This is a genomic window from Kitasatospora viridis, assembly GCF_007829815.1.
Classification (GTDB): Bacteria; Actinomycetota; Actinomycetes; order Streptomycetales; family Streptomycetaceae; genus Kitasatospora; species Kitasatospora viridis.
Genome location: NZ_VIWT01000001.1, coordinates 2,092,216 through 2,112,785 on the forward strand (window position 1 = coordinate 2,092,216; position 20,570 = coordinate 2,112,785).

General features: G+C 75.7%; 13 protein-coding genes. 2 read left to right on the top strand and 11 right to left on the bottom strand.

The annotated features are described in order from the left end of the window. Positions 1–125 precede the first annotated feature (125 nt). Positions 126–2,384, bottom strand: coding sequence for an ATP-dependent DNA helicase UvrD2 (locus tag FHX73_RS09195; protein ID WP_145908170.1), 2,259 nt, complete (start codon positions 2,382–2,384; stop codon positions 126–128). 327 nt (positions 2,385–2,711) lie between these two features. Here FHX73_RS09195 and FHX73_RS09200 point away from each other — a divergent pair, with 327 nt between their 5' ends. After that, positions 2,712–2,963 (top strand): mycoredoxin, encoded by a 252-nt coding sequence (locus FHX73_RS09200; protein ID WP_145904525.1) that lies wholly within the window; start codon positions 2,712–2,714, stop codon positions 2,961–2,963. 85 nt (positions 2,964–3,048) lie between these two features. On the opposite strand, the gene FHX73_RS09205 is transcribed toward FHX73_RS09200, so the two are convergent. The 7 genes from FHX73_RS09205 to FHX73_RS09235 all read right to left on the bottom strand — a co-directional run bounded on the left by FHX73_RS09205 (position 3,049) and on the right by FHX73_RS09235 (position 11,478). After that, complete coding sequence (locus FHX73_RS09205; protein WP_145904526.1) at positions 3,049–3,627, bottom strand: GNAT family N-acetyltransferase; 579 nt, start codon at positions 3,625–3,627, stop codon at positions 3,049–3,051. Positions 3,628–3,665: 38 nt separating this feature from the next. Next, positions 3,666–4,457: a GntR family transcriptional regulator gene (locus FHX73_RS09210; RefSeq protein ID WP_145904527.1), complete on the bottom strand. Its 792-nt coding sequence runs from the start codon at positions 4,455–4,457 to the stop codon at positions 3,666–3,668. A 212-nt stretch (positions 4,458–4,669) separates the two neighbouring features. Continuing rightward, positions 4,670–5,608 (bottom strand): NAD(+) diphosphatase, encoded by a 939-nt coding sequence (nudC, locus tag FHX73_RS09215; RefSeq protein WP_145904528.1) that lies wholly within the window; start codon positions 5,606–5,608, stop codon positions 4,670–4,672. A 59-nt stretch (positions 5,609–5,667) separates the two neighbouring features. Further along, a complete protein-coding gene (locus FHX73_RS09220) occupies positions 5,668–7,065 on the bottom strand; it encodes a dipeptidase (protein WP_145904529.1) in 1,398 nt (465 codons plus the stop codon). Between the two features lie 275 nt (positions 7,066–7,340). Further along, on the bottom strand, positions 7,341–10,133 hold the full coding sequence (locus FHX73_RS09225; RefSeq protein ID WP_145904530.1) for an FtsX-like permease family protein: 2,793 nt from the start codon (positions 10,131–10,133) through the stop codon (positions 7,341–7,343). Further along, positions 10,130–10,870 (bottom strand): ABC transporter ATP-binding protein, encoded by a 741-nt coding sequence (locus FHX73_RS09230; RefSeq protein WP_145904531.1) that lies wholly within the window; start codon positions 10,868–10,870, stop codon positions 10,130–10,132. The genes FHX73_RS09225 and FHX73_RS09230 overlap by 4 nt, the downstream gene beginning before the upstream one ends. After that, complete coding sequence (locus FHX73_RS09235; protein ID WP_145904532.1) at positions 10,867–11,478, bottom strand: PadR family transcriptional regulator; 612 nt, start codon at positions 11,476–11,478, stop codon at positions 10,867–10,869. The genes FHX73_RS09230 and FHX73_RS09235 overlap by 4 nt, the downstream gene beginning before the upstream one ends. Positions 11,479–11,563: 85 nt before the next feature. On the opposite strand from FHX73_RS09235, the gene FHX73_RS09240 reads away from it, so the two are divergent. Further along, positions 11,564–12,541 (top strand): endonuclease/exonuclease/phosphatase family protein, encoded by a 978-nt coding sequence (locus tag FHX73_RS09240; protein WP_246213434.1) that lies wholly within the window; start codon positions 11,564–11,566, stop codon positions 12,539–12,541. Between the two features lie 7 nt (positions 12,542–12,548). Here FHX73_RS09240 and FHX73_RS09245 read toward each other — a convergent pair whose 3' ends face one another. From FHX73_RS09245 to FHX73_RS09255, 3 genes are all read right to left on the bottom strand, one after another. Beyond that, positions 12,549–13,712: a PP2C family protein-serine/threonine phosphatase gene (locus FHX73_RS09245; protein WP_145904534.1), complete on the bottom strand. Its 1,164-nt coding sequence runs from the start codon at positions 13,710–13,712 to the stop codon at positions 12,549–12,551. Positions 13,713–13,930: 218 nt separating this feature from the next. Next, positions 13,931–17,125 (bottom strand): ATP-dependent helicase, encoded by a 3,195-nt coding sequence (locus FHX73_RS09250; protein ID WP_145904535.1) that lies wholly within the window; start codon positions 17,123–17,125, stop codon positions 13,931–13,933. 34 nt (positions 17,126–17,159) lie between these two features. Continuing rightward, positions 17,160–20,507, bottom strand: coding sequence for an ATP-dependent helicase (locus FHX73_RS09255; RefSeq protein WP_246213435.1), 3,348 nt, complete (start codon positions 20,505–20,507; stop codon positions 17,160–17,162). Positions 20,508–20,570 lie beyond the last annotated feature (63 nt).

Consider the following 20,570-nt stretch of genomic DNA (forward strand, 5'->3'; position numbering starts at 1 on the left):
CTCCATGGACATGGAGCGGCAGTGCAGCAGGGGAAAGCCTGGTCAGGATGGTTCCCGAGCGGCTTCGCGGTCTCGTCCCCTTGACCGCTCCGGCAGGCTATTGCGCTCCATGCGAAGCGCGCAAACTATTTTTCCGGCGAGTTTTCGGACTCGTCCTCAGCCAGGCCCGCTACGGCCTCCGCCGAGGGGTCGTCCGACTCAGCGGGCCGTTCCACCTCGGGGTCTTCCCCCAGGCACAACGACAGCACGTCGGCCCCGTACTTGTCCAGCTTGAGGGCGCCGACGCCGGAGATCCGGGACAGTTCCGCGACACTCGACGGGGTGTCCTCGGCGATCGCCATCAGGGTCGCGTCGGTGAAGACCACGTAGGCCGGCACCGCCTGCTCCTTGGCCCGCCGGGAGCGCCACTCCCGCAGCCGCTCGTACAGCCCCTCGTCCATGGTCGAGGGGCAGTCCTCGCAGCGGCGCAGCTTGCGCTCCACCGCCTCGGTCAGGGTCTTCCCGCAGACCCGGCAGGTGACCGGCCCGCGCGGGGCCCGGCGCCCGGCCGAGCGCTCCGCCCCGCCCTCGCCGGACCGCCCCCCGGACCGCCCGCCGCCGACCGCCGAGCCGGGCCGCAGCCCGTCCAGGAACCTGGACGGCTTGCGGCTGGCCCGACCGCCCGGCGAGCGGGAGAGCGCCCAGGAGAGGCTCAGGTGGGCCCGGGCCCGGGTCACCCCGACGTAGAGCAGCCGGCGCTCCTCCTCCAGCTGCTCGTCGGTCTTGGCGTAGACGATCGGCAGCATGCCCTCGGTCAGGCCGACCAGGAAGACCGCGTCCCACTCCAGGCCCTTGGCGGCGTGCAGCGAGGCCAGCGTTACCCCCTCGACCGCCGGGGCGTGCTGGGCGGCGGCCCGGGCGTCCAGCTCGGCCACGTAGGCCGCCAGGTCGGCCGGCTCGCCCGCGGCGGTGCGTCCCGCATCGAACTCCTCGGCCAGCCGGACCAGCGCCGCCAGCGACTCCCAGCGCTCGCGCACCGCCCCGGAGCCGGCCGGCGGCACCGCGGTGAACCCCCGGGTGGCCAGCACCGCCCGGACCTGGGCGGCCAGGTCCGGCGCGTCGGCGGTCAGCGGGTCGTTGCCGGCCCGGGCCGCGCCGCGCAGCAGCAACCCGGCCTCGCGCACCTCGGGCCGCTCGAAGAACCGCTCGGCGCCCTTCAGCTGGTAGGAGATCCCGAGGTCGGCCAGCGCCTGCTCGTAGACCTCGGACTGGCCGTTGGTGCGGAACAGCACCGCGATCTCGCTGGCCCGCACCCCCTCGGCGATCAGCTCGCGGATCCGGTGCGCGGTGGCCTCGGCCTCCGCGGGCTCGTCCGGGTGCTCCAGGTAGACCGGCTCGGGGCCGGGGCCGCGCTGCGAGACCAGCTCCAGCCGGTGCTGGGCGGCCGCGCCGCGGGCCTGCGCCAGCAGCCCGTTGGCCAGCTGCACCACCTGCGGGGTGGAGCGGTAGTCCCGGACCAGCTTGACCACCGCGGCGTCCGGGTGCCGGGTGCGGAAGTTCAGCAGGTAGTCGGGGGTCGCGCCGGTGAACGAGTAGATCGTCTGGCTGGCGTCGCCGACCACGCAGAGGCTGGCCCCGGCACCGCCGCCGGTCCACTGGTCCAGCAGCCGCTGCTGGAGCGGCGAGACGTCCTGGTACTCGTCGACGGTGAAGTGCCGGTACTGGCCGCGGACCCGCTCGGCGATCTCCGGGCGGTCCTCCAGGATCGCGGCGGTGAGCAGCAGCACGTCCTCGAAGTCGATCACGTTGCGGTCGCGCTTGGTCTGCTCGTAGGTCGCGTAGACCCGGGCGATCTCGGCCGGGTCGCGCGGCGCGTCCCGGCCGGCCTTGACGACCGCCACCGGGTAGTCGTCCGGCACGATCTGGGTGACCTTGGCCCACTCGATCTCGCTGGTCAGGTCGCGCAGTTCGGTGCGCTGCACGCGCAGGCCGCTGCGCCCGGCCGCCTCGGCGACCAGCTGCACCTTGCGCTCCAGCAGCCGGGGCACCTCGCCGCCCACCGCGCGCGGCCAGAAGTACTGCAGCTGGCGCAGCGCGGCGGAGTGGAAGGTGCGGGCCTGCACGCCGTCCGCGCCGAGCTGGCGCAGCCGGCCGCGCATCTCCCCCGCCGCCCGGGCGGTGAAGGTGACGGCCAGCACCTGCTGCGGCTGGAAGACCCCGCTGCGCACCCCGTAGGCGATCCGGTGGGTGATCGCCCGGGTCTTCCCGGTGCCGGCGCCGGCCAGCACGCAGACCGGCCCGTGCAGCGCGGTGGCGACCGCCCGCTGCTCCGGGTCCAGCCCGGCCAGCACGGCGTCCGGATCCGCGGGACGGGCGCCGTACCCGCCCCAGCCGTCGTCGATCATCAGCGCTTCCTGCATGGGCTCCATCCTCTCAGCCCGCCGGACCATGGGGGTGCCCCCGGCCGAAGGTTGGGGGAGGACCGGATCGACCGGCCCGCGACCCCCATCCTGGCAGTCCGCGCGGACAACCCGTCGCCGGTTGTCCACAGCCCCGGTGGGACCATCGGACCGGCGCACCGTCAGGCAACGGCGGGGCGGCGCCCGTCGGCCCCGGCCGCTCCACGGCGGCCCCGGGGAATCGGCGGCCCGCCGCGCGCGTTGCTCCGTCGGCACAGAGCGTGCCGACGGCGACGAGCCCCCAGCCGAACCCCAGCCGAAGGAGTCCTCCCGATGTCCGGCATCACGATGTACAGCACCACTTGGTGCGGCTACTGCACCCGCCTCAAGGGCCAGCTGACCCGCGAGGGCCTCGGCTACAACGAGATCAACATCGAGGAGAGCCCGGAGTCGGCGCAGTTCGTCGAGTCGGTCAACAACGGCAACCAGGTCGTGCCGACCGTCGTCGTGGTCGGCAGCAGCGGCGCCGAGACCGTGATGACCAACCCGAGCCTGGCGCAGGTCAAGAAGGCGCTCGCCGCCTGACCGCCGCAGCGACCGTCGGCCCGCGCCCGGCCCCGCCGCGAGGGGGCCGGGCGCGGTCGGCCGCCCCGGCGCCCGTCGGGTCCGGTCAGCCGCGGCGGGCCGCCCACTCCTCGGCCGTGAGGTGGTAGAGCGCCCGGTCCCGCGGCCCGTCGGCGAACTCCAGCCCGCCCGGCACCACCTCGTCGAAGGTGAAGCCGAGCCGCTCGGCCAGCGCCCGGCTGCGCTCGTTGTCGGCCGCCGCGCCGAGCCGCACCCGGCTCAGCCCGAGCGGCCCGAAGGCCTGCGCCAGCACCGCCTCGGCACCGCGCCGGACCAGGCCGCGGCCCTCGTGCGCGGCGTCCACCCAGTAGCCCAGCTCGGCGGTGCCCGAGGTGCGGTCGATCCGCAGGCCGATCGAGCCGACCACCGCCCAGGCGCCGTCCGGCCCGGGCACGGCTATCGCGACCGGCAGCGCGGTGCCGTTCTGCCAAGCCGCGGCGGTCTGCTCCAGGAAGGTGCGGGTGCCCTCCGGCTCGGGCGGCTGCGCGGCCCAGGGTTCCCAGCGCGCGAACCGGGGCTGGTTGGCGGCCAGTGCGGCGTAGTACGGCTCGGCGATCGCCGGGGTGCTCGGCACCAGGACGGCGTCGCCGTGGAGCGGGCGCGTGAAGAAGAATCCGTTGGACACGCACCATCTCTAACCGTCCGTCAGGACGATCGTCAAGATCACTTGACCCGGGCGTCCAGCCGCCCCAGCCCGTAGATCAGCCGGCAGCGGTCGGCCGAGTAGCGGGTCTCGATCACCCGCACCGGCCCCCGCCGGTCGTAGGTGACCCGGGTCTGCACCAGCAGCGGCACGCCCGGGCCGCCCTGGAACCACTGCGCCTCCTCGGGGCCGGGCATCCGGGCGACCAGCTGGTCGACCGCGCCGACCTCCACCCGGCCCAGCTCGGCCAGCACCGCCTCGTCGCCGCCGGGCACCGGGTCGGGTTCCATCAGGGCGGTGCCGGCCGCCACCCCGGCCCGGTAGTGGCTCTCCTCGATCGAGTAGGGCTCGCGGTCGAGCAGCCGCAGCTGGCGGCGGACCACCACGGCCTCGCCGGGCTGCAGGCCGAGCCGCTCGGCCACGTCGACCCGGGCCCGGACGATCAGCATCTCGAACTCGGCGCTGAGCCGGCGCCCGGCCTGCTCGGCCTCGCTGTGGTAGACGGCGCTGGGCGCGGCCAGCCCGTCGCCGCGCTGGCTGGGCAGCAGCGGCCCGAAGGCCCGGTGGTCCAGCACCGGGTGCTCGCGCAGGAACGTTCCCTTGCCCTGCAACCGGACCAGCCGCCCCTCGTTGACCAGCACGTCCACCGCGAGCCGCACGGTGTTGCGGGCCACGCCGTACTGCTGCTCCAGCTCGGTCTCGACCGGGAGCGCGTTGCCGTCCCGCCACTCGCCCTCGGCGATCCGGCGGCGCAGGTCCGCGGCCAGCCGCTGGTACTTCGGTGACGGCACGCCGCCACTGGAGATGGTCACCCTGGAAATGTAGCGAGCGTTCTCGCCGTTTTTCGGTTGAACCGTCGACAATTGGCCATGACCCAGGCCATTTCCGGCCGCTGACGGATCGTCCGATCCGCGCTGGCCTGCGGTGATGCCGCCACCCCCGGCTACGCGCCGATCCTCCGTGCGCAGAGCAGCAAATGGGGGGCGTGGGTCAATTGCCCACGCCCCCCAATTGCCGAATTCCGCTACCAGCGTGCGGTGCTCGGCAGGGTGTCGCCGTACCAGAGCTCCATCAAATGCCGGGCGATCGAGATCCCGGTCGGCGGCACGATCTCACCGGATTCCCAACCGGCCCGCAGGTCCTCCCGGGAGAACCAACGCGCCTCGGCCAGCTCCTCGCCGTCCACCGTGATCCCGGCCCCGCCCGGCGCGACCCGGCCGACGAAGCCGAGCATCAGGCTGGCCGGGAAGGGCCACGGCTGGCTGGCCACGTAGCCGACCTCGCCGACCCGGACCCCGGCCTCCTCCAGCACCTCCCGGGCCACCGCCTGCTCCAGCGACTCCCCGGGCTCCACGAAGCCGGCCAGGGTGGACCAGCGGCCCTCCGGCCAGATCGCCTGCCGGCCGAGCAGGCAGCGGTCCTGCTCGTCGGTGATCAGCATGATCACCGCCGGGTCGGTGCGCGGGTAGTGCTCGGCCGCGCAGGAGGTGCACCGGCGCAGGTGGCCGGCCCCGGCCTTCTCGGTCGGGTGCCCGCAGCGCGAGCAGAAGCTGTGCAACCGGTGCCAGTGCTCCAGTGCCACCGCGTGCACCAGCAGCCCGGCGTCCCGGTCGGACAGGTTGCCGCCGACCTCGCGCAGCCCGGCCGGGCGGGCGTCGCCGTCCAGCCGCCCGGGCAGCGTCTCGGCCGCCACCGCGAAGTAGGAGGTGCCGTCCTCGTCGATGCCGAGGAAGTAGCGGTCGCCCTCCTCCGGGGCCTCGAACGAGGGCAGCAGGACCAGCTCGCTGCCGTTCGCCGTGTCCACCACGAAGGCCTCGCCGCCGGAGATCGGCAGCACCCGGGTGTTGGGGTGGCTCCAGGCCGCGGCCAGCCAGGGCTCGTCCAGCCGGTGCTGGGCGGCCCGGTCCACACCGGCCCGGGAGAGCGGCAGGTCAGCGGGCCGCTGGGTGTCGGGCGTGCTCATGATGATCCGTTCCCCGTCCAGAAAGTCGTCAGCCACAATGTCGTCAGTGGTGCGCCGGCTCAGGGCCGGTAGGACTCGGCGAGGTCGCCCCAGAGGTGCGCCGCGGCCTCCACGCCCTTGCGCAGCAGGTCCAGCTCGATCTTCTCGTTCACCGAGTGCCAGCCGTCCGACGGCACCGAGATGCCCAGGAACAGCACCGGCGCGCCCAGCACGTCCTGCAGGTCGGCGGCCGGCCCGGAGCCGCCCTCGCGGGTGAACAGCACCTCCTGGCCGAAGGCCTTGCCCATCGCCCGGACGGTCGACTGCAGCGCCGGGTGGTCCAGCGGGGTCAGGCACGGCCGGGTGACGCTGCCGAACCTGACGGTGTGCCGGATGCCGGCCGGCAGCCGCTCGGCCACCCAGGCCTCGATCGCCCGCTCGGTCCGCTCCGGGTCCTGCCCGGCGACCAGCCGGAAGGAGAGCTTGAGGTGCGCCTCGGCCGGCACGATGGTCTTGCTGCCCGGGCCGGTGTACCCGCCCCACACGCCGTTGACCTCGGCGGTCGGCCGGGCCCAGATCCGCTCCAGGGTGCTGTAGCCGGCCTCGCCCTGGGCGGCCTGCGACTTGGCGGTGGCCAGCCAGCGCTGCTCGTCGAACGGCAGCTTGGCGAACAGCTCGCGCTCCCGCTCGGTGAGCTCGACCACGCCGTCGTAGAAGCCCGGCACGGCGACCCGGCGGTCCTCGTCGTGCAGCGCGGCGGCCAGCTCGGCGGCGCTGGTCGCCGGGTTGGGCACGGCCCCGCCGAAGGAGCCGGAGTGGATGTCGCTGGCCGGCCCGAACAGGTCGATCTGGCAGTCCAGCTTGCCGCGCATGCCGGTGCAGACGGTCGGGGTGGTCTCGTTCCACATCCCGGTGTCCGAGACGAAGACCAGGTCGGCGGCGAGCCGCTCGGCCTCGCGCCGGATCAGCGCGCCGAAGTTCGGCGAGCCGGACTCCTCCTCGCCCTCGATCAGCAGCTTGAGGTTGACGGCCGGGGCGGTGCGCCCGGTGGCCGCCAGGTGCGCGCGCAGACCCAGGGTGTGGAAGAAGACCTGCCCCTTGTCGTCGGCCGCGCCGCGCGCGTACAGCCGGCCGCCGACCCGGGTGGGCTCGAACGGCTCGGTGTCCCAGCCGTCCGCCTTGGCCGCCGGCTGCACGTCGTGGTGCCCGTAGACCAGCGCGGTCGGCGCGCCCGCGTCGCCGGACGGCCACTCGGCGAAGACGGCCGGCAGCCCGTCCGTCTCCCACACCTCGACGACCGGGAAGCCGGTCGCGCGCAGCTTGGCCGCCAGCCACTCGGCCGAGCGGCGGACCTCGCCGGCCCGCTCGGGATCGGCCGACACGGAGGGGATGCGGAGCCAGTCGGCGAGATCGGCGAGGAACTGCGCCTCGTGCTCGTCGATGTAGGAGCGGACGACGCTGTCCGGGGTTTTCGTCATACGGACGACTTTAGGCCCTCTCTTGTGGATCATGCCGGGCGGGCGACGCCGGAGCACGCACCTCGCCGCGTTGTCGTCGGTCGCCAATGCTCCGCACGGACTCCCTCCTCCGCCTTGCGATGCACGCACTCCAACGCCGCCCGCTGATCCGACCTGATCCACGAGAGAGGGCCTGGTCCGCCCGTCCAGCTGCGTGCCGCCGCGGTCCGGGGAACGGGCCGCGGCGGCACTGTGCGATCGGTCACCGGGGTCGGGGGCGACCGGTCGGCGGGCGGTCAGGCGGGCCGGCGCACCAGGGCGATCCGGGACCGGGTGAGCAGCGCCGCCAGCACCGTGGCCAGCAGCGGCAGCGCCACCAGGGTCAGCGCCAGGGTGCCCCACGGCACCGCGATCACCACGTGGCTGGGCACCAGGCTGCCGACCGCCTGCCCCTCCACCTTGCGCAGCGCCACCGCGGGCACGATCCCGCAGACCACGCCGAGCACGGTGCCCATCGCCGCGATCACCCCGCACTGGAACCCGGAGAGCCGGCGGCGGATCCCCGGCCCGGCGCCGACCGCGGCCAGCGTGGCCAGGTCGCGCTGGGAGTCGGCGGCGGCCAGCCCGGTGGCGAAGCCCGCCGCGCCGAGCGCGACCAGGCCGGCGAAGGCGGTCAGGCCCAGGGCCAGCACGGTGTGCTGCGGCTGGAAGCCCCGCTCGACCGACAGGCCCCAGGCGTTGCCGGAGACCTTGGCGACCGCCGCGGTGGCCTTCTGCTCGGCCGCGGCGGAGGGCATCGCGTCCGGCAGCCAGACCGAACCCGCGTCCGTGCTGGTCAGGCCGAGCCCGGTGAGCGTCTGCGGGGGCAGGTAGACCCGGGCCGGTGCGTCGGCGTCCGGGGCCAGCACCGCGTTCACCAGCACGTCGCGGTAGGGCGGCCGACCCTGCTGGCCGTTCTTCCACGGGTCGGTGATCCGGATCAGCGCCTTGCCGTCCTGCAGCATCGACGGGTTGAAGACCACCGCCGAACCGGCCGCCGCGGCCTGCTCGACCGCCCGGTCGTGCACGGCGAAGAGGTTGTGCAGCACCTCCGGGCCGCCGGTGACGATCGAGCCGAACCGCCCGGTTCCGTCCGAGACCCGGCAGCGCGGGTCGCGCTGCAGCCGGTCCACCACGTCGACCGGCTGGCCCTGGGCCATCGCGTCGTCGGCCGGGCAGCGCTGGGCGGGCGCCGGCTCGGCGGCCACGTCACCGCAGCTGGTGGCCTGGTCGCAGCCGTACCGGGCCGAGCCGACGTCGGCGCGGGCACCGAGGGCCGGGATGGACTGCTCGACGGCGGCCCGCTGCAGGGCGTTGCCGTCCGCGCTGCCGCGGAAGCCGGTCAGCACCAGGGTGACGGCGCGGTCCGGCGCGCTCGGCGTGTAGGAGGCGCTCTGCTCGGCGTTGCTGCTCGCGGTGTAGATGCCGACCGCGACCGAGCCGGCCACCGCCGCCATCACGGCCGCCACGGCCGGCGCGGTGCGCGCGCGCTGGCGGACCGAGTCGCGCAGCGCCAGCCGGGGCGCCAGCGGCAGGAACCGGCCGAGCCTGCCGAACAGGCCGATCACGCTCGGCACGCAGGCGACCATGCCCAGCTCGGCCACCATCGAGCCGCCGAGCACCGCCGTGGTCCGGCCGCCCGCGCCGCCGACCGCGCCGAGCAGGGCGAGCGCGGAACCGCCGCCGAGCATCAGCAGGCCGAGCAGCAGCAGCCGGCGGGACGGCCGCCGGGTGGTGCCGCGCCCGGTGAGCGCGGCGACCACGTCCTGGCGGGACGCCTGGACGGCCGGCACCACGGCCGCCAGCAGCCCGGTGACCAGGCCGACGGCGATCACCCCGAGCAGGTCCAGCGGGGCCAGCGTGAACGAGCCGAACCGCCGGCCGCCCATGAGTTCGAGCCGGTCCTGGCCGACGGCCACCAGCAGCACGGCCAGCGCGGAGCCGATCGCGGCCCCGGTCAGGCCGAGCACCACGCCGCCGCCGAGCACCACCGCCCGCACCTGTCCCCGGTCGCCGCCGGCCGCCGCGAGCAGTCCGAGCTGGCGCCGGGAGCGGCGGGCGCCGACCGCGAAGGCCGGGCCGGCCAGCAGCACGATCTCCAGCAGGGCCATGCCGGCGACGGTGCCGAGGATCACCGCGGTGGTCTGGTCGAGGTAGCGGCCGACGCCGCCGGGGCCGCCCTGGCGCGCGTAGTAGGGCACCGCGGAGCGGGCCGGCGGGTGCAGCACGACGCTGCGCGAGGTGGCGGCGAAGCCGTACCGGTTGAGCTCCCGCACCCCGGCCCAGTCCAGGCTCTGGCCGGGGGCCAGCTTGACCAGCCAGCTGTGGGTGACCGCCTGCTGCTCCCGGGCGCTGACGACCGCGGCCAGCAGCTTCGGTTCGGCGACCAGGCCGGCGTTGCCCAGCTCGTCCGGGTTCTCGGCGACGCCGGTGATGGTGAGCGGGCGGCCGGGCAGCTCGTGCAGTTCGGTGGTGTCGCCGACCTTGAGCCCGGACTGGTCCAGGAAGGCCTGGGTGGCGGCGACCTCCTGGTCTCCGGCCGGGGCCCGGCCGGAGACCAGGTCCAGCCGGCCGTGCCAGACCGGGTCGGCCAGGTCGGCGCCGCTGATCCGGGTCTGCAGCAGCCCGTCCCGGGTGCTGGCCATGGTGACCCGGTCGTTCGGGACGGGGACGAGCACCGAGCCGGCCGGCAGCAGCGAGGTGGCCAGCGTGACCGGGTCGGTGGTCATGCTGCGCTGCTGCTCCGGGCTGCCGGGGCTGCCGGAGCCTCCGCTGGGCGGCATGGCGACCATGTCCACGCCGTCGGCGGCGAACGGCGCCTGGGCGATCTGCGCGCCGGGGGTGTCGAGTTCGAGCAGCGCGTCGGCCCGGCCGAGTGCCCGGTCGGCCCGCTGGGCGGTGGTGAGCGTGGAGCTGCGCCAGATCACGTCGATGCCGGTGACCCCGAGCACCGGGAGGGCGATCATGGCGAGCACCAGCAGGCTGCGTCCCTTGGCCCGCAGCGCGTCCCGCCGGGCGATCCGCAGGGCGAGGCGCCAGGACGCCCTCACCGCTCGCCCCCGGTGGCGCCGAGCAGCAGGCTCTCGGCCTGCTGCTGCCCGGTCTCGTCGACCATCCGGCCGTCCCGCAGGAAGACCACCCGGTCCGCCCAGGCGGCGTGCCGGGCCTCGTGGGTGACCATCATGGCGGCGGCGCCGGCGTCGCAGCGGGCCCGCAGCACGGCCAGCACGGCCTCGCCGGTGTTCGAGTCGAGCGCGCCGGTCGGCTCGTCGGCCAGCACCAGGCGGCGCTCCCCGATCAGCGCCCGGGCGATCGCGACCCGCTGCTGCTGGCCGCCCGACATCTCGTCGGGGAACCGGTCGGCCAGCTCTTCGATGCCCAGCTCGGCCAGCGCGGCCATCGCCTCCTTGCGGGCGGCCCGGGTGGAGCGGCCGTCCAGTTCGCGGGGCAGCGCGATGTTCTCGGCCGCGGTCAGCGCCGGTATCAGGTTGTAGTCCTGGAAGACGTAGCCGACCGAGCGGCGGCGGACCTCGGCCAGCCGGCGGCGGGAGAGCCCGCCGAGCTCGCGGCCCTCGACCAGCACCCGGCCCTCGGTGGGCGTGTCCAGGCCGCCGGCCAGGGTCAGCAGGGTGGACTTGCCGGAGCCGGAGGGCCCCATCACGGCGACGAACTCGCCCGGGTGCACCTGCAGGTCCACCTCGCGCAGGGCGTTCACCTCGGCGGCGCTGCTGCGCCCGTAGGTCCGGCTCACCCGGTCCAGCCGCAGTACGGGCTGACGGTCGGTCATCGCTTCTCCCCCTGGGGTTGTGCGGCCCGCGCGGTGGGCGCGGGCCCGGTCGGCGCGGCGGGCGCGGCGGGCCGGCGGGCGGCCAGCCGGGTCTCGCAGTGGTCCAGCCAGCGCACTTCGGCCTCGGTCTGGAAGATCAGCTGGTCCAGCACCAGCAGCCAGGCGAAGTCGGCGTCGCCGGACTGCTCGCCCGCGACGCCGGCCAGCGCCCTGGCCTTCAGCCGGGTGTAGTCCTGCAGCGCCTTGATGCTGTGCCGGCGCTGGCCCTGGACCACGGCGTGCACGTCGACGCCGGGGACGGTGACGGCCATCGCGAGCTTGATCGCCAGTTCGTCGCGGGGCGGGTTGGTGCGGGGCACCGGGCTGTCGAACCAGGCGCGCAGTTCGGTCCGCCCCTTGTCGGTGACGGCGTAGAACTGGTGGCCCTCCTCGTCCTCGCCGTCCGGGGCGACCAGCCCGTCGCGCTCCAGCCGGCCGAGCGTGGTGTACACCTGCCCGACGTTGAGCGGCCAGGTGGCGCCGGTGCGGGCCTCGAACTCGGAGCGCAGTTGGTAGCCGTAGCGGGGGCCCTGGTCGAGCAGGGCGAGCAGACCGTGTCTGATGGACATACCAAGTATGTATACCCGGTATGGCCGCGCTTGTATACCCGGTATGCAGCAGGTGGGAGGCCCCGAGGGCGTACCGTCGCCAGGTGTGAGCCCACTGCGAATCGCGACCTTCAACCTGCTGCACGGCCAGCCGCTGGCCGCCGACGGCAGCCCGCTCCCCTACCCCGACGACGCCGGCGCTCCGCTGCACGAGGCGATCACCGCGCTGGACGCCGACGTGCTGGCGCTCCAGGAGGTGGACCGCCACCAGCCGCGCTCCGGGCTGACCGACCAGACCGCCGTCGCCGCCAAGGCGATGGGCGCCGCCGACTGGCGGTTCGCCGCCGCGCTGCACGGCCGCCCCGCCCCGGTGGCCGGCTGGCTGCGCGACCCGGCGCGACCGGGACTGACCGTCTACGGCCCCGACGAGCTGGGCCAGGACGACGACCGCCCGTCCTACGGCACCGCGCTGCTCAGCCGCCTGCCGGTGCGGCACTGGCGGGCCCGCCGGTTCGCGCCCGCGCCGTTCGGGCTGCCGCTGCGGGTGGCCGGGCGGCGCGGGCTCACCCCGGTGCCGGACGAGCCGCGGGCCGCGCTGGCCGCCGTGCTGGAGGGACCTGACGGACCGTTCACCGTGGTCGCCACCCACCTGTCCTTCGTGCCCGGCTGGAACATGGCCCAGCTGGCCGGCATCCGGCGGTGGATCGCCGACCTGCCCCGGCCCTACCTGGTGCTCGGCGACTTCAACCTGGTCGGCCCGGTGCCGCGCACCGTGCTCGGCGGCGCCACCGCGCTGGACCGCCGGCCCGCCTCCCGGCAGCGGCTGCGCGAGCTGCGCGCCGTCCGGCGGGCCGGCGGCGCGCAGCTGCCGCCGCGCCGGCGCCGCGGCCCGGCCGAGCCCGGCCCCCGGCTGCGCGGCTGGCACGACCTGGCCCGCACCCCCACCTACCCCTCGCACCGCCCGGCGGTGCAGTTCGACCACGTGCTCGCGGTGGGCCTGCCGCGCACCGCGGTCGGCACCGTCGCCGCGCCCCGGGTGGCCGTCTCCGACCACCGGCCGCTGCTGGTGGAGGTCAGCATCTGACCCGGCTTCACTGCCGGGCCAGCCGCCCGTTCTGGTGCGGCAGCTGCTGGCCCGGCTGCGCGGTGGGCTCGTACTGGAGCAGCAGCATCGCCGCGTCGTCGCCGAGCGGGCGGCCGACGTGGCGCACCACGTCGGCGTGCAGCTGGTCCAGCACCTCCACCGGCCCGCCCCCGGCGCAGCCCGGCAGCCGCTCGGCCAGCGGGTAGAAGCGGCCGGCGCGGTCCCGGGCCTCGATCACCCCGTCGGTGAAGAGCAGCACCCGGTCGCCGGGCGCGAACGGCACGCTGAGCACCGGCGGCGCCACGTCGGCCGGGTCCAGCACGCCCAGCGGCGGCACCGTCTCGGCCAGCTCCAGCGGCCGCACCGCGCCCTCCGCGGTGAGCAGCAGCGGCGCCGGGTGGCCGCAGTTGACGATCTGGGCGGTGCCGTCGGGGCCGACCCCGATCAGCACCAGGGTGACGAACTCCTCCTCCACCCCCGGGTGGTCGTGCTCCTGGAGGGCGCGGTCCAGGCTGACGGCCAGCCAGCCCGCCACCTTGTCCAGCGCGGGCTCCTGGTGCGCGGCCTCGCGGAAGGCGCCGAGCACCGCGGCGGCGGTCTCCACCGCGCCCAGCCCCTTGCCGCGCACGTCGCCGACCACCGCCCGCACCCCGTGCCGGGTGTTGACCACCTCGTAGAGGTCGCCGCCGATCCGGGCGTGCGCGGCGGCGGCCGCGTAGTGCACCGCGGCCCGGACGCTGCCCACCCGGTCCGGCACCGCGCGCAGCAGCACCCGGCGGGCGATCTCGGCCACCAGCTGGGCGTCGGCCAGCGCCTGCTCCTGACGGACCCTCAGGGTGGCGCTGACCCAGCTGATCGCGGTCACCAGGGCGATGGCGAACACCGTGGCGCTGTGCACCGACTCGCCGAGCACGTGGTTGTAGGCGGCCATGGCGAAGGCGGCGACCTCGGCCAGCAGGCCGGTCAGGATCGGGTACCAGACCCGCCGGCTGACGATGGCGGCGAGCGCCGGCACCGCGGTCAGGGCCGGTTCGACGGTGACTTCGAGGGTGCTCAGGTAGTCCAGGCCGATCACCAGGGCCATGCCGATGAACGGCAGGGCCAGCGCGGTCCTGGGCCAGGTGCCCGTGTTGCGGACGGCGGCCGGTCCCCGGGTCGAACCGGTCAGCAAGTCTCTGAACCATCCGGTCGCGCTCAACTTCGGTGTCTCCAGCAGAAGGCGCCCGGTGCGTCGGCACCAGCGCGGTGACTGAGGGTGGTGGACGGGGGCCTGGCCGGTGGCCGAGCAGGCGCGGGTGACCGGTAACCGACCCCACAATAGGCGCGAAACGTGCAAGACGCACCGGTTTAGCGCGACTGTGTGACGAGTTGGATGCTCTCTGTGACCTATTAGTCACTGTTCCCGATCAGAAGCGTTTCCAACGCCTTTCGCCCAGGAAGTCCTGACGGTCTTTCGACCCGGCCGCTGCGGATGTAGCAGAACGCGGCGGTGACCTGCTCCGGGTCGACCCCGCGCTGCTCCGCCCAGGCCAGCCGGTAGATCGCCAACTGGAGCGGGTCGGCGCCCTCCTGGTGGCCGGTCTTCCAGTCGACGATCTCCCACCGTGACCCTGAGTCGTCGTCACCCACCCGGTACACCGCGTCGATCCGGCCGCGCACCACCCGCCCGCCCAGCACCAGCTGCACCGGCGCCTCCACCCGGTAGGGGCGGCGCTCGGCGTACGGCCCGCGCAGGAACGCCTCCTTGAGCTGCTCCAAGTCCTGCTCGTCGGCGATCTCGTCGTCCGCCAGGCCCGGCAGCGCGTCCGGCTCCAGCAGCGGCAGCGGGGCGAACCGGGCCTGGATCCAGGCGTGGAACCGGGTGCCCCGGCGGGCCGCCGTCTGCGGCGGGCGGGGCAGCGGCCGGGCCAGCTCCTGGGCCAGGCCGTCCGGGTCGGCGGCCAGCCACATCAGCTGGGAGGCGGAGAGCGCCGGCGGCAGCGGCACCTGCCGCACCGTACGCCGGGACCGCTCCAACTCGCCCAGCAGCGCGGTCAGGTCACGGTCCCAGGAGTCCACCAGCCGCTGCTCCTCCGGGGCCAGCGGCTCCGGCTCCGGGGCCGGCGCGCCGGCCGCCCGGCGGGCCACCACCTCGGCCACCCGGCGCCGCGCCAGCTGGGCCGCCGGGTCCAGCGGCAACGGCCAGGGGGTGTCGGCGGCCTGCCCGAGCGCCGGGTTCTCGGCCCCCTCCACATGGGGGTACCCCCGGCCGGAGGCTGGGGGAGGGTCCGCCCAGTGCTCCACCTCGCCGGCCCCGGGGAGCTCGGCGTGCGCGCGCAGCGCCTCCAGGTACTCGGACGGGCCGCGCACCGTCCGCTGGGTCGGCCCCCACCAGTGGCCGCAGGCCAGCAGCAGCGAGCGCGGCCGGGTCACCGCCACGTAGCCGAGCCGCAGTTCCTCGGTGCCGGACTGCTCCTTCAGCCCGTTCTTGAACGCCGTCATCCCCTTCGCGTGCCAGGCCGGCACCGCCGGCAGGGTGGCCGCGTCGCCGCGCAGCGGGTACGGCAGCACCTGGCGCCGGCTGGTCCAGCGCTCCCGGCCGCGGTTGCTCGGGAAGGCGCCCCGGACCAGGCCGGGCAGCGCCACCACGTCCCACTCCAGGCCCTTGGACTTGTGCACGGTCAGCACCTTCACCGTGTCCTCGCCGCCCGGCAGGCTGGAGTCCAGCCCCCGGTCGTACTCCTCGGCGGCCCGCAGGAAGGCCAGGAAGGCGGCCAGGCCCGGGTCGCCGTCCAGGTCGGCGAAGCCCGCCGCGACGTCCAGGAAGGAGTGCAGGGTCTCCCGGCGGCGGGCGGCCAGCGCCTGCGGGGAGGCGGCCAGCTCGATCTCCAGGCCGGTCACGGCGAGCACCCGGTGCAGCACGTCCATCAGCGGCTCGGCCAGCGCCCGGCGCAGCTCGCGGACCTCCCGGGCCAGGTGGGCGAAGCGGGTGCGGGCCTGCGGCGAGAACGGCAGCTGGTCCGGCTGATCGGCTTCCAGGAACGTCTCCAGCGCGTCGCTGAGCGAGACCACCTCGGTCGGATCGGTCTGGGCCACCGCGAGGGCGAGCGGGTCGCCGTCCAGCCGGTCGGTGCGCACCAGCGCGGCGGCCCGGCGGCCGAGCAGGGCCAGGTCGCGCGGGCCGATCCGCCAGCGCGGACCGACCAGCAGCCGGACCAGCGCGGCGTTCGCCGTCGGGTCCTGCAGCACCTCGCAGACCGCCACCAGGTCGGCCACCTCGGGCAGTTGCAGCAGCCCGCCGAGGCCCACCACCTCCACCGGCACCTCGCGGGCCACCAGCGCCGCGTGGATGTCCGGGAAGGCCACCGCGGAACGGCAGAGCACGGCGATCGCACCCGGCGCGGTGCCGGTCGCCACCAGGTGGGCGATCGAGTCGGCCAGCCAGCCGACCTCCTCGGCGTGGGTGGGCAGCAGCGCGACCCGGGCCAGGCCATCCAGCTCGGCGCCCGGGGCCGGCCGCAGCGCCTCGACGCCCGCGTGCAGCTCGCGCAGCGGGGCGGCCAGCCCGTTCGCGAAGGCCAGCAGCCGGCCGCCGCTGCGCCGGTTCTCGCTCAGCGCGTAGCGGGCCGCCGGGGAGCCGTCGCGGCGCGGGAAGTGCGCGGGGAAGTCGTCCAGGTTCGCCACCGAGGCGCCCCGCCAGCCGTAGATCGCCTGGCACGGGTCGCCGACCGCGGTGACCGGGTGGCCGCCGCTCGCCGCGCCGCCGAACAGGCCGGCCAGCAGCAGGCGCTGGGCCACCGAGGTGTCCTGGTACTCGTCCAGCAGCACCACCCGGAACTGCTCGCGCAGCAGCCGGCCCACCTCCGGGCGCTCGATCGCCAGCCGGGCCGAGGCGGCGATCTGGTCGCCGAAGTCCATCAGGCCGGCCGCCTTCTTGCGCCGGCGGTAGTCCTCCACCAGGCCGAGCAGCTCCTGCCGGCCGCGGGCCGCCTCGGGCACGTCGCGCAGGTCCTGGTTGGTCAGCTTGACGGTGGCCAGCTCGTCCAACAGGTCGGTGTCGAAGGCGCGCAGGGCGGCCGGGTCGACCAGGTGCTCGGCCAGCTCGGCGTCCAGCGCGGTCAGTTCGGCCACCAGCGCGGCGAACCGGTCCTTCAGGTGCGGGAACGGGCCGCGGGCCTGGCGCAGCGTGCGGGCGGCCAGCTGAAAGCGGGTGGCGTCGGCGAGCAGGCGCACGTCCGGCTCGATGCCGATCCGCAGGCCGTGCTCCTTGAGCAGCCGGCCGGCGAAGGCGTGGTAGGTGGAGATCTCCGGGTCGCCGGTCGTCTCGGGGGCGTCGCGCAGGCCGGCCCGGGCCAGTGCGCCGCGGACCCGCTCGGAGAGCTCGGCGGCCGCCTTGTTGGTGAAGGTCAGGCCGAGCACCTGGTCGGCCCGCACCGCCCCCGATCCGACCAGCCACACCACCCGGGCGGCCATCACGGTCGTCTTGCCCGAGCCCGCCCCCGCGACGATCACCCCGGGCTCCAACGGCGCCCCGATCGCCGCCAGCTGCTCACCGTTGAACGGGATGCCGAGCAGCTCCCTGAGCTGTTCCGGCCTGCTGAGCATCCCCCCACCGTAACCGGCCGCCCCGACAGCGGGCCTAATCGATCAGCTGGCGGCCGTCCCGCTGGGCCGAGCAGCTGCGCTTGAAGGCGCAGTGGCCGCAGGCGTCGCCCGCGGTCGGCACGAAGCGCTCGGCCAGCACCCGGCCGGCCGCGTCGGCGAGCAGGTTCTCGATCCACGGCTCGCCCTCGGGCGGCGGCTGGTGCTGCACCTTGGGGGCGTCGGGGAGCTTCTTGTCCTCGAACCGCAGCTGCACCAGCTCCGCCCCGCCGAGCGCCGGGCGCTCGTCCAGCAGGGTGTCCAGGGCGCCCTCCCGGACCGCGAGCTGGTAGACCGCCAACTGCCGGTGCTCGGGCAGCGACTTGTCGCTCGGCGCCTGCTTGCCGGTCTTGAAGTCCACCACGTAGGCCCGCCCGGCGGAGTCCTGCTCCACCCGGTCCAGCACGCCGCGGATCCGCACCGCGACCTCGCCGACCGGCAGGGTCAGGTCGAAGTCGTGCTCGGTGGCCAGGGTGGCGCGGCCGCGCTCCAGCACGTGCCAGTGCAGGAAGCGCTCCAGCGCCGCGCGGGCCTGGGTCTTCTCCTGGTCCGACTTCCACGGCGCGTCGAAGGCCAGCGCGTCCCAGACCGAGTCCAGCCGCTCCAGCAGCACCGCGAGGTCGGCCGGGGTGCGCCCGGAGCCCACCTCGTCGGCCAGCGCGTGCAGCACGTTGCCGAAGCCCTGCGCCCCGGAGGTGGCGCCCTGCGCGCCCACCTCCTTGGTCAGGAACCACTGCAACGAGCAGTTCTCCAACTGCTCCAGCCCGCTGCCGGAGAGCTGCACCGGCCGCTCCGGCTCGCGCAGCGGCACCGGGTTGCTGGTCGGGTCGGCCAGCCCCCACCAGCGGTCCGGGTGGGCCTGCGGCACCAGCGGCACGCCGTTCCCGTCGGTGGCGGTGGCCAGCCTGGCCAGCCGCTCGGCGGCGGCCCGGCGCAGCTCGGGCGAGCGGGCCGGGTCGACGGTGACGGCGCGCAGCTCGGCCACCAGCGCGGCGATCGAGAGCGGGCGCCTGGGCCGGTGGGCGACGTCGGCGACGGTGACCGCGGGGGTGCGGCCGAGCACCTTGCCCGTCCTGGGGTCGATCTCCTCGCGGTAGAGCTCGCGGAGCAGCCGGGAGGGCTCGTCACCGTCCTCGGCCGGCGCCTTGACGGCGGTGACGACCAGCCGCTCCTTGGCCCGGGTGGCGGCCACGTAGAAGAGGCGGCGCTCCTCGGCCAGCAGCGCGCCGGGGGTGAGCGGCTCGGCCAGCCCGTCCCGGCCGATCCGGTCGGCCTCCAGCAGCGAGCCGCGGCGGCGCAGGTCCGGCCAGAGGCCCTCCTGCACGCCCGCCACCACGACCAGCCGCCACTCCAGCCCCTTGGAGCGGTGCGCGGTCATCAGCCGGACCGCCTCCGGGCGGACGGTGCGCACGGTCATGGTGTCGGCGGCGATGTCCTGGGCCTCGACCTCGGCGAGCAGGTCGAGCGCGCCGCGGTGGCCGGTGACCTGGTCCTCGGCCCGGGCGGCGGTCTCGAAGAGGGCGCAGAGCGCGTCCAGGTCGCGGTCGGCGTTGCGGCCGACCGAGCCGGTGCGCAGCGCGGCCCGCTCCAGCCGCTCGCGCCAGCGCGGGCTGCCGTCCCAGAGCTGCCAGAGCGCCTCCTCGGCGGTGCCGCCGCCGCGCAGCAGGTCGCGGACCTTGCGCAGCAGGGTGCCGAGCTCGCGGGCCCGGCGGGCCGGGGCGGAGTCGAGCAGCAGCAGGCGCTCGGGTTCGGCGAGCGCCTCCCGGATGAGTTCCTCCGCCGAGCGCACGACGGCGGCCGCGAGCTCCCCGTCCACTTCGACCGCCGCCTTGAGCGCCGCGCGCTCCTCCTCGCGCAGCTCCCGGCCGAGCCGGCGCAGGTCGGCGCCGTCCAGCCCGCCGAGCGGGCCGGTGAGCAGGGTGTGGGCGACCTCGGCGGTCAGCGGCTCCACTCGTCGTGCGCCGGACGTCGGCTCCGCCGACGTCCGCTGCGCGGGGACGGTGCCCAGCGCCCGCTCGGCCGCCTTCTCCGCCGCCGCCCCCTCCGCGCAGACCCGCAGCGCCAGCAGCACCGGCACCACGGCCGGCTCCTCGCGCAGCGGCAGGTCGTCGCCGTCGATCTCCAGCGGCACCCCGGCCGCCGTCAGCGCCCGCCGCACTCCCGGGATCGCCCGCGCACCGGCCCGCACCAGCACCGCCATCTCGCCCCACGGCACCCCGTCCTCCAGGTGCGCGCGGCGCAGCAGGTCGGCGACGCTCTCCAGCTCCGCCCCCGGGGTCGGGTAGGTGTACACCTCCACGCTGCCCCGGCCGCCCTCCCGGCCCGGCAGCAGCCCCCGGTGCTCGGCCAGCTTCGCGGCCGGCAGCCGGCCCATCGGCATCCGCTCGGCCAGCTTCCGGGAGGCCGCCAGCAGCAGCGGGGCCGAGCGCCGGGAGACCCGCAGCACCTTCACCTCGGCCGGCCGGCCGTCGCGCTGCCGGAACTGCTCGGGGAAGTCCAGGATCCCGTTGATGTCGGCGCCCCGGAACGCGTAGATCGACTGGTCCGGGTCGCCCACCGCGACCAGGTCCCGCCCGCCGCCGGCCAGCCGGCCCAGCAGCCGCACCTGGGCCGGGTCGGTGTCCTGGTACTCGTCCACGAAGACCGCGTCGTAGCGGGCCGCCAGGTCCACCCCGGGCCGCTCGGCCAGCAGCACCGCGCGGTGCACCAGCTCGGCGTAGTCCAGCACCCCGCGCAGGTCCAGCACGTCCAGGTAGTCGGCCAGGAAGTGCGCGGCGGCGGCCCAGTCCGGCCGGGCCACCCCGGCGGCGAACCGGGCCAGCTCGGCCTCGCCCAGGCCCAGCTCGCGGCTGCGGGCCAGCACCGCGCGCACCTCGTCGGCGAAGCCCCGGGTGGTCAGGCAGGCGCGCAGCTCCAGCGGCCAGCGGATCTTCCCGGTGCCGGCCGCCGCGTCCTCGGCGCCGCCGGCCAGCAGCTCGCGCACCATCACGTCCTGCTCCGGGCCGGAGAGCAGCCGCAGCGGCTCCGCGTACCGCTCGGGCTCCTGGTGCTGGCGCAGCAGCGCGTAGCAGAACGAGTGGAAGGTGGTCGCCTGCGGCGCCCGGGCCAGCCGCACGGCCAGCCGGTCGCGCAGCTCCATCGCGGCCTTGCGGCTGAAGGTCAGCACCAGGATCCGCTCCGGGTCGGTGCCGCGCTCCACCCGGCGGGCGACCGCCTCCACCAGCGTGGTGGTCTTGCCGGTGCCCGGTCCCGCGAGCACCAGCAGCGGACCGCCCGCGTGCTCGGCCACCGCCTGCTGGAACCGGTCCAGCCGGGGCGGGTCGGGCGTCGCGAGCGGGCTTCGCACCAAGCGGTAGGAGGGGGCCACGGTCTTCCAGGGATAGCGAACGGGAAGACTAGAGCCTACGCG

Excerpts from the sequence above, each read along its gene's own strand:
- FHX73_RS09195 (WP_145908170.1), bottom strand. The coding sequence starts at position 2,384 with ATGATCGACGACGGCTGGGGCGGGTACGGCGCCCGTCCCGCGGATCCG.
- FHX73_RS09200 (WP_145904525.1), top strand. The coding sequence starts at position 2,712 with ATGTCCGGCATCACGATGTACAGCACCACTTGGTGCGGCTACTGCACC.
- nudC (WP_145904528.1), bottom strand. The coding sequence starts at position 5,608 with ATGAGCACGCCCGACACCCAGCGGCCCGCTGACCTGCCGCTCTCCCGG.
- FHX73_RS09220 (WP_145904529.1), bottom strand. The coding sequence starts at position 7,065 with ATGACGAAAACCCCGGACAGCGTCGTCCGCTCCTACATCGACGAGCAC.
- FHX73_RS09230 (WP_145904531.1), bottom strand. The coding sequence starts at position 10,870 with ATGACCGACCGTCAGCCCGTACTGCGGCTGGACCGGGTGAGCCGGACC.
- FHX73_RS09235 (WP_145904532.1), bottom strand. The coding sequence starts at position 11,478 with ATGTCCATCAGACACGGTCTGCTCGCCCTGCTCGACCAGGGCCCCCGC.
- FHX73_RS09250 (WP_145904535.1), bottom strand. The coding sequence starts at position 17,125 with ATGCTCAGCAGGCCGGAACAGCTCAGGGAGCTGCTCGGCATCCCGTTC.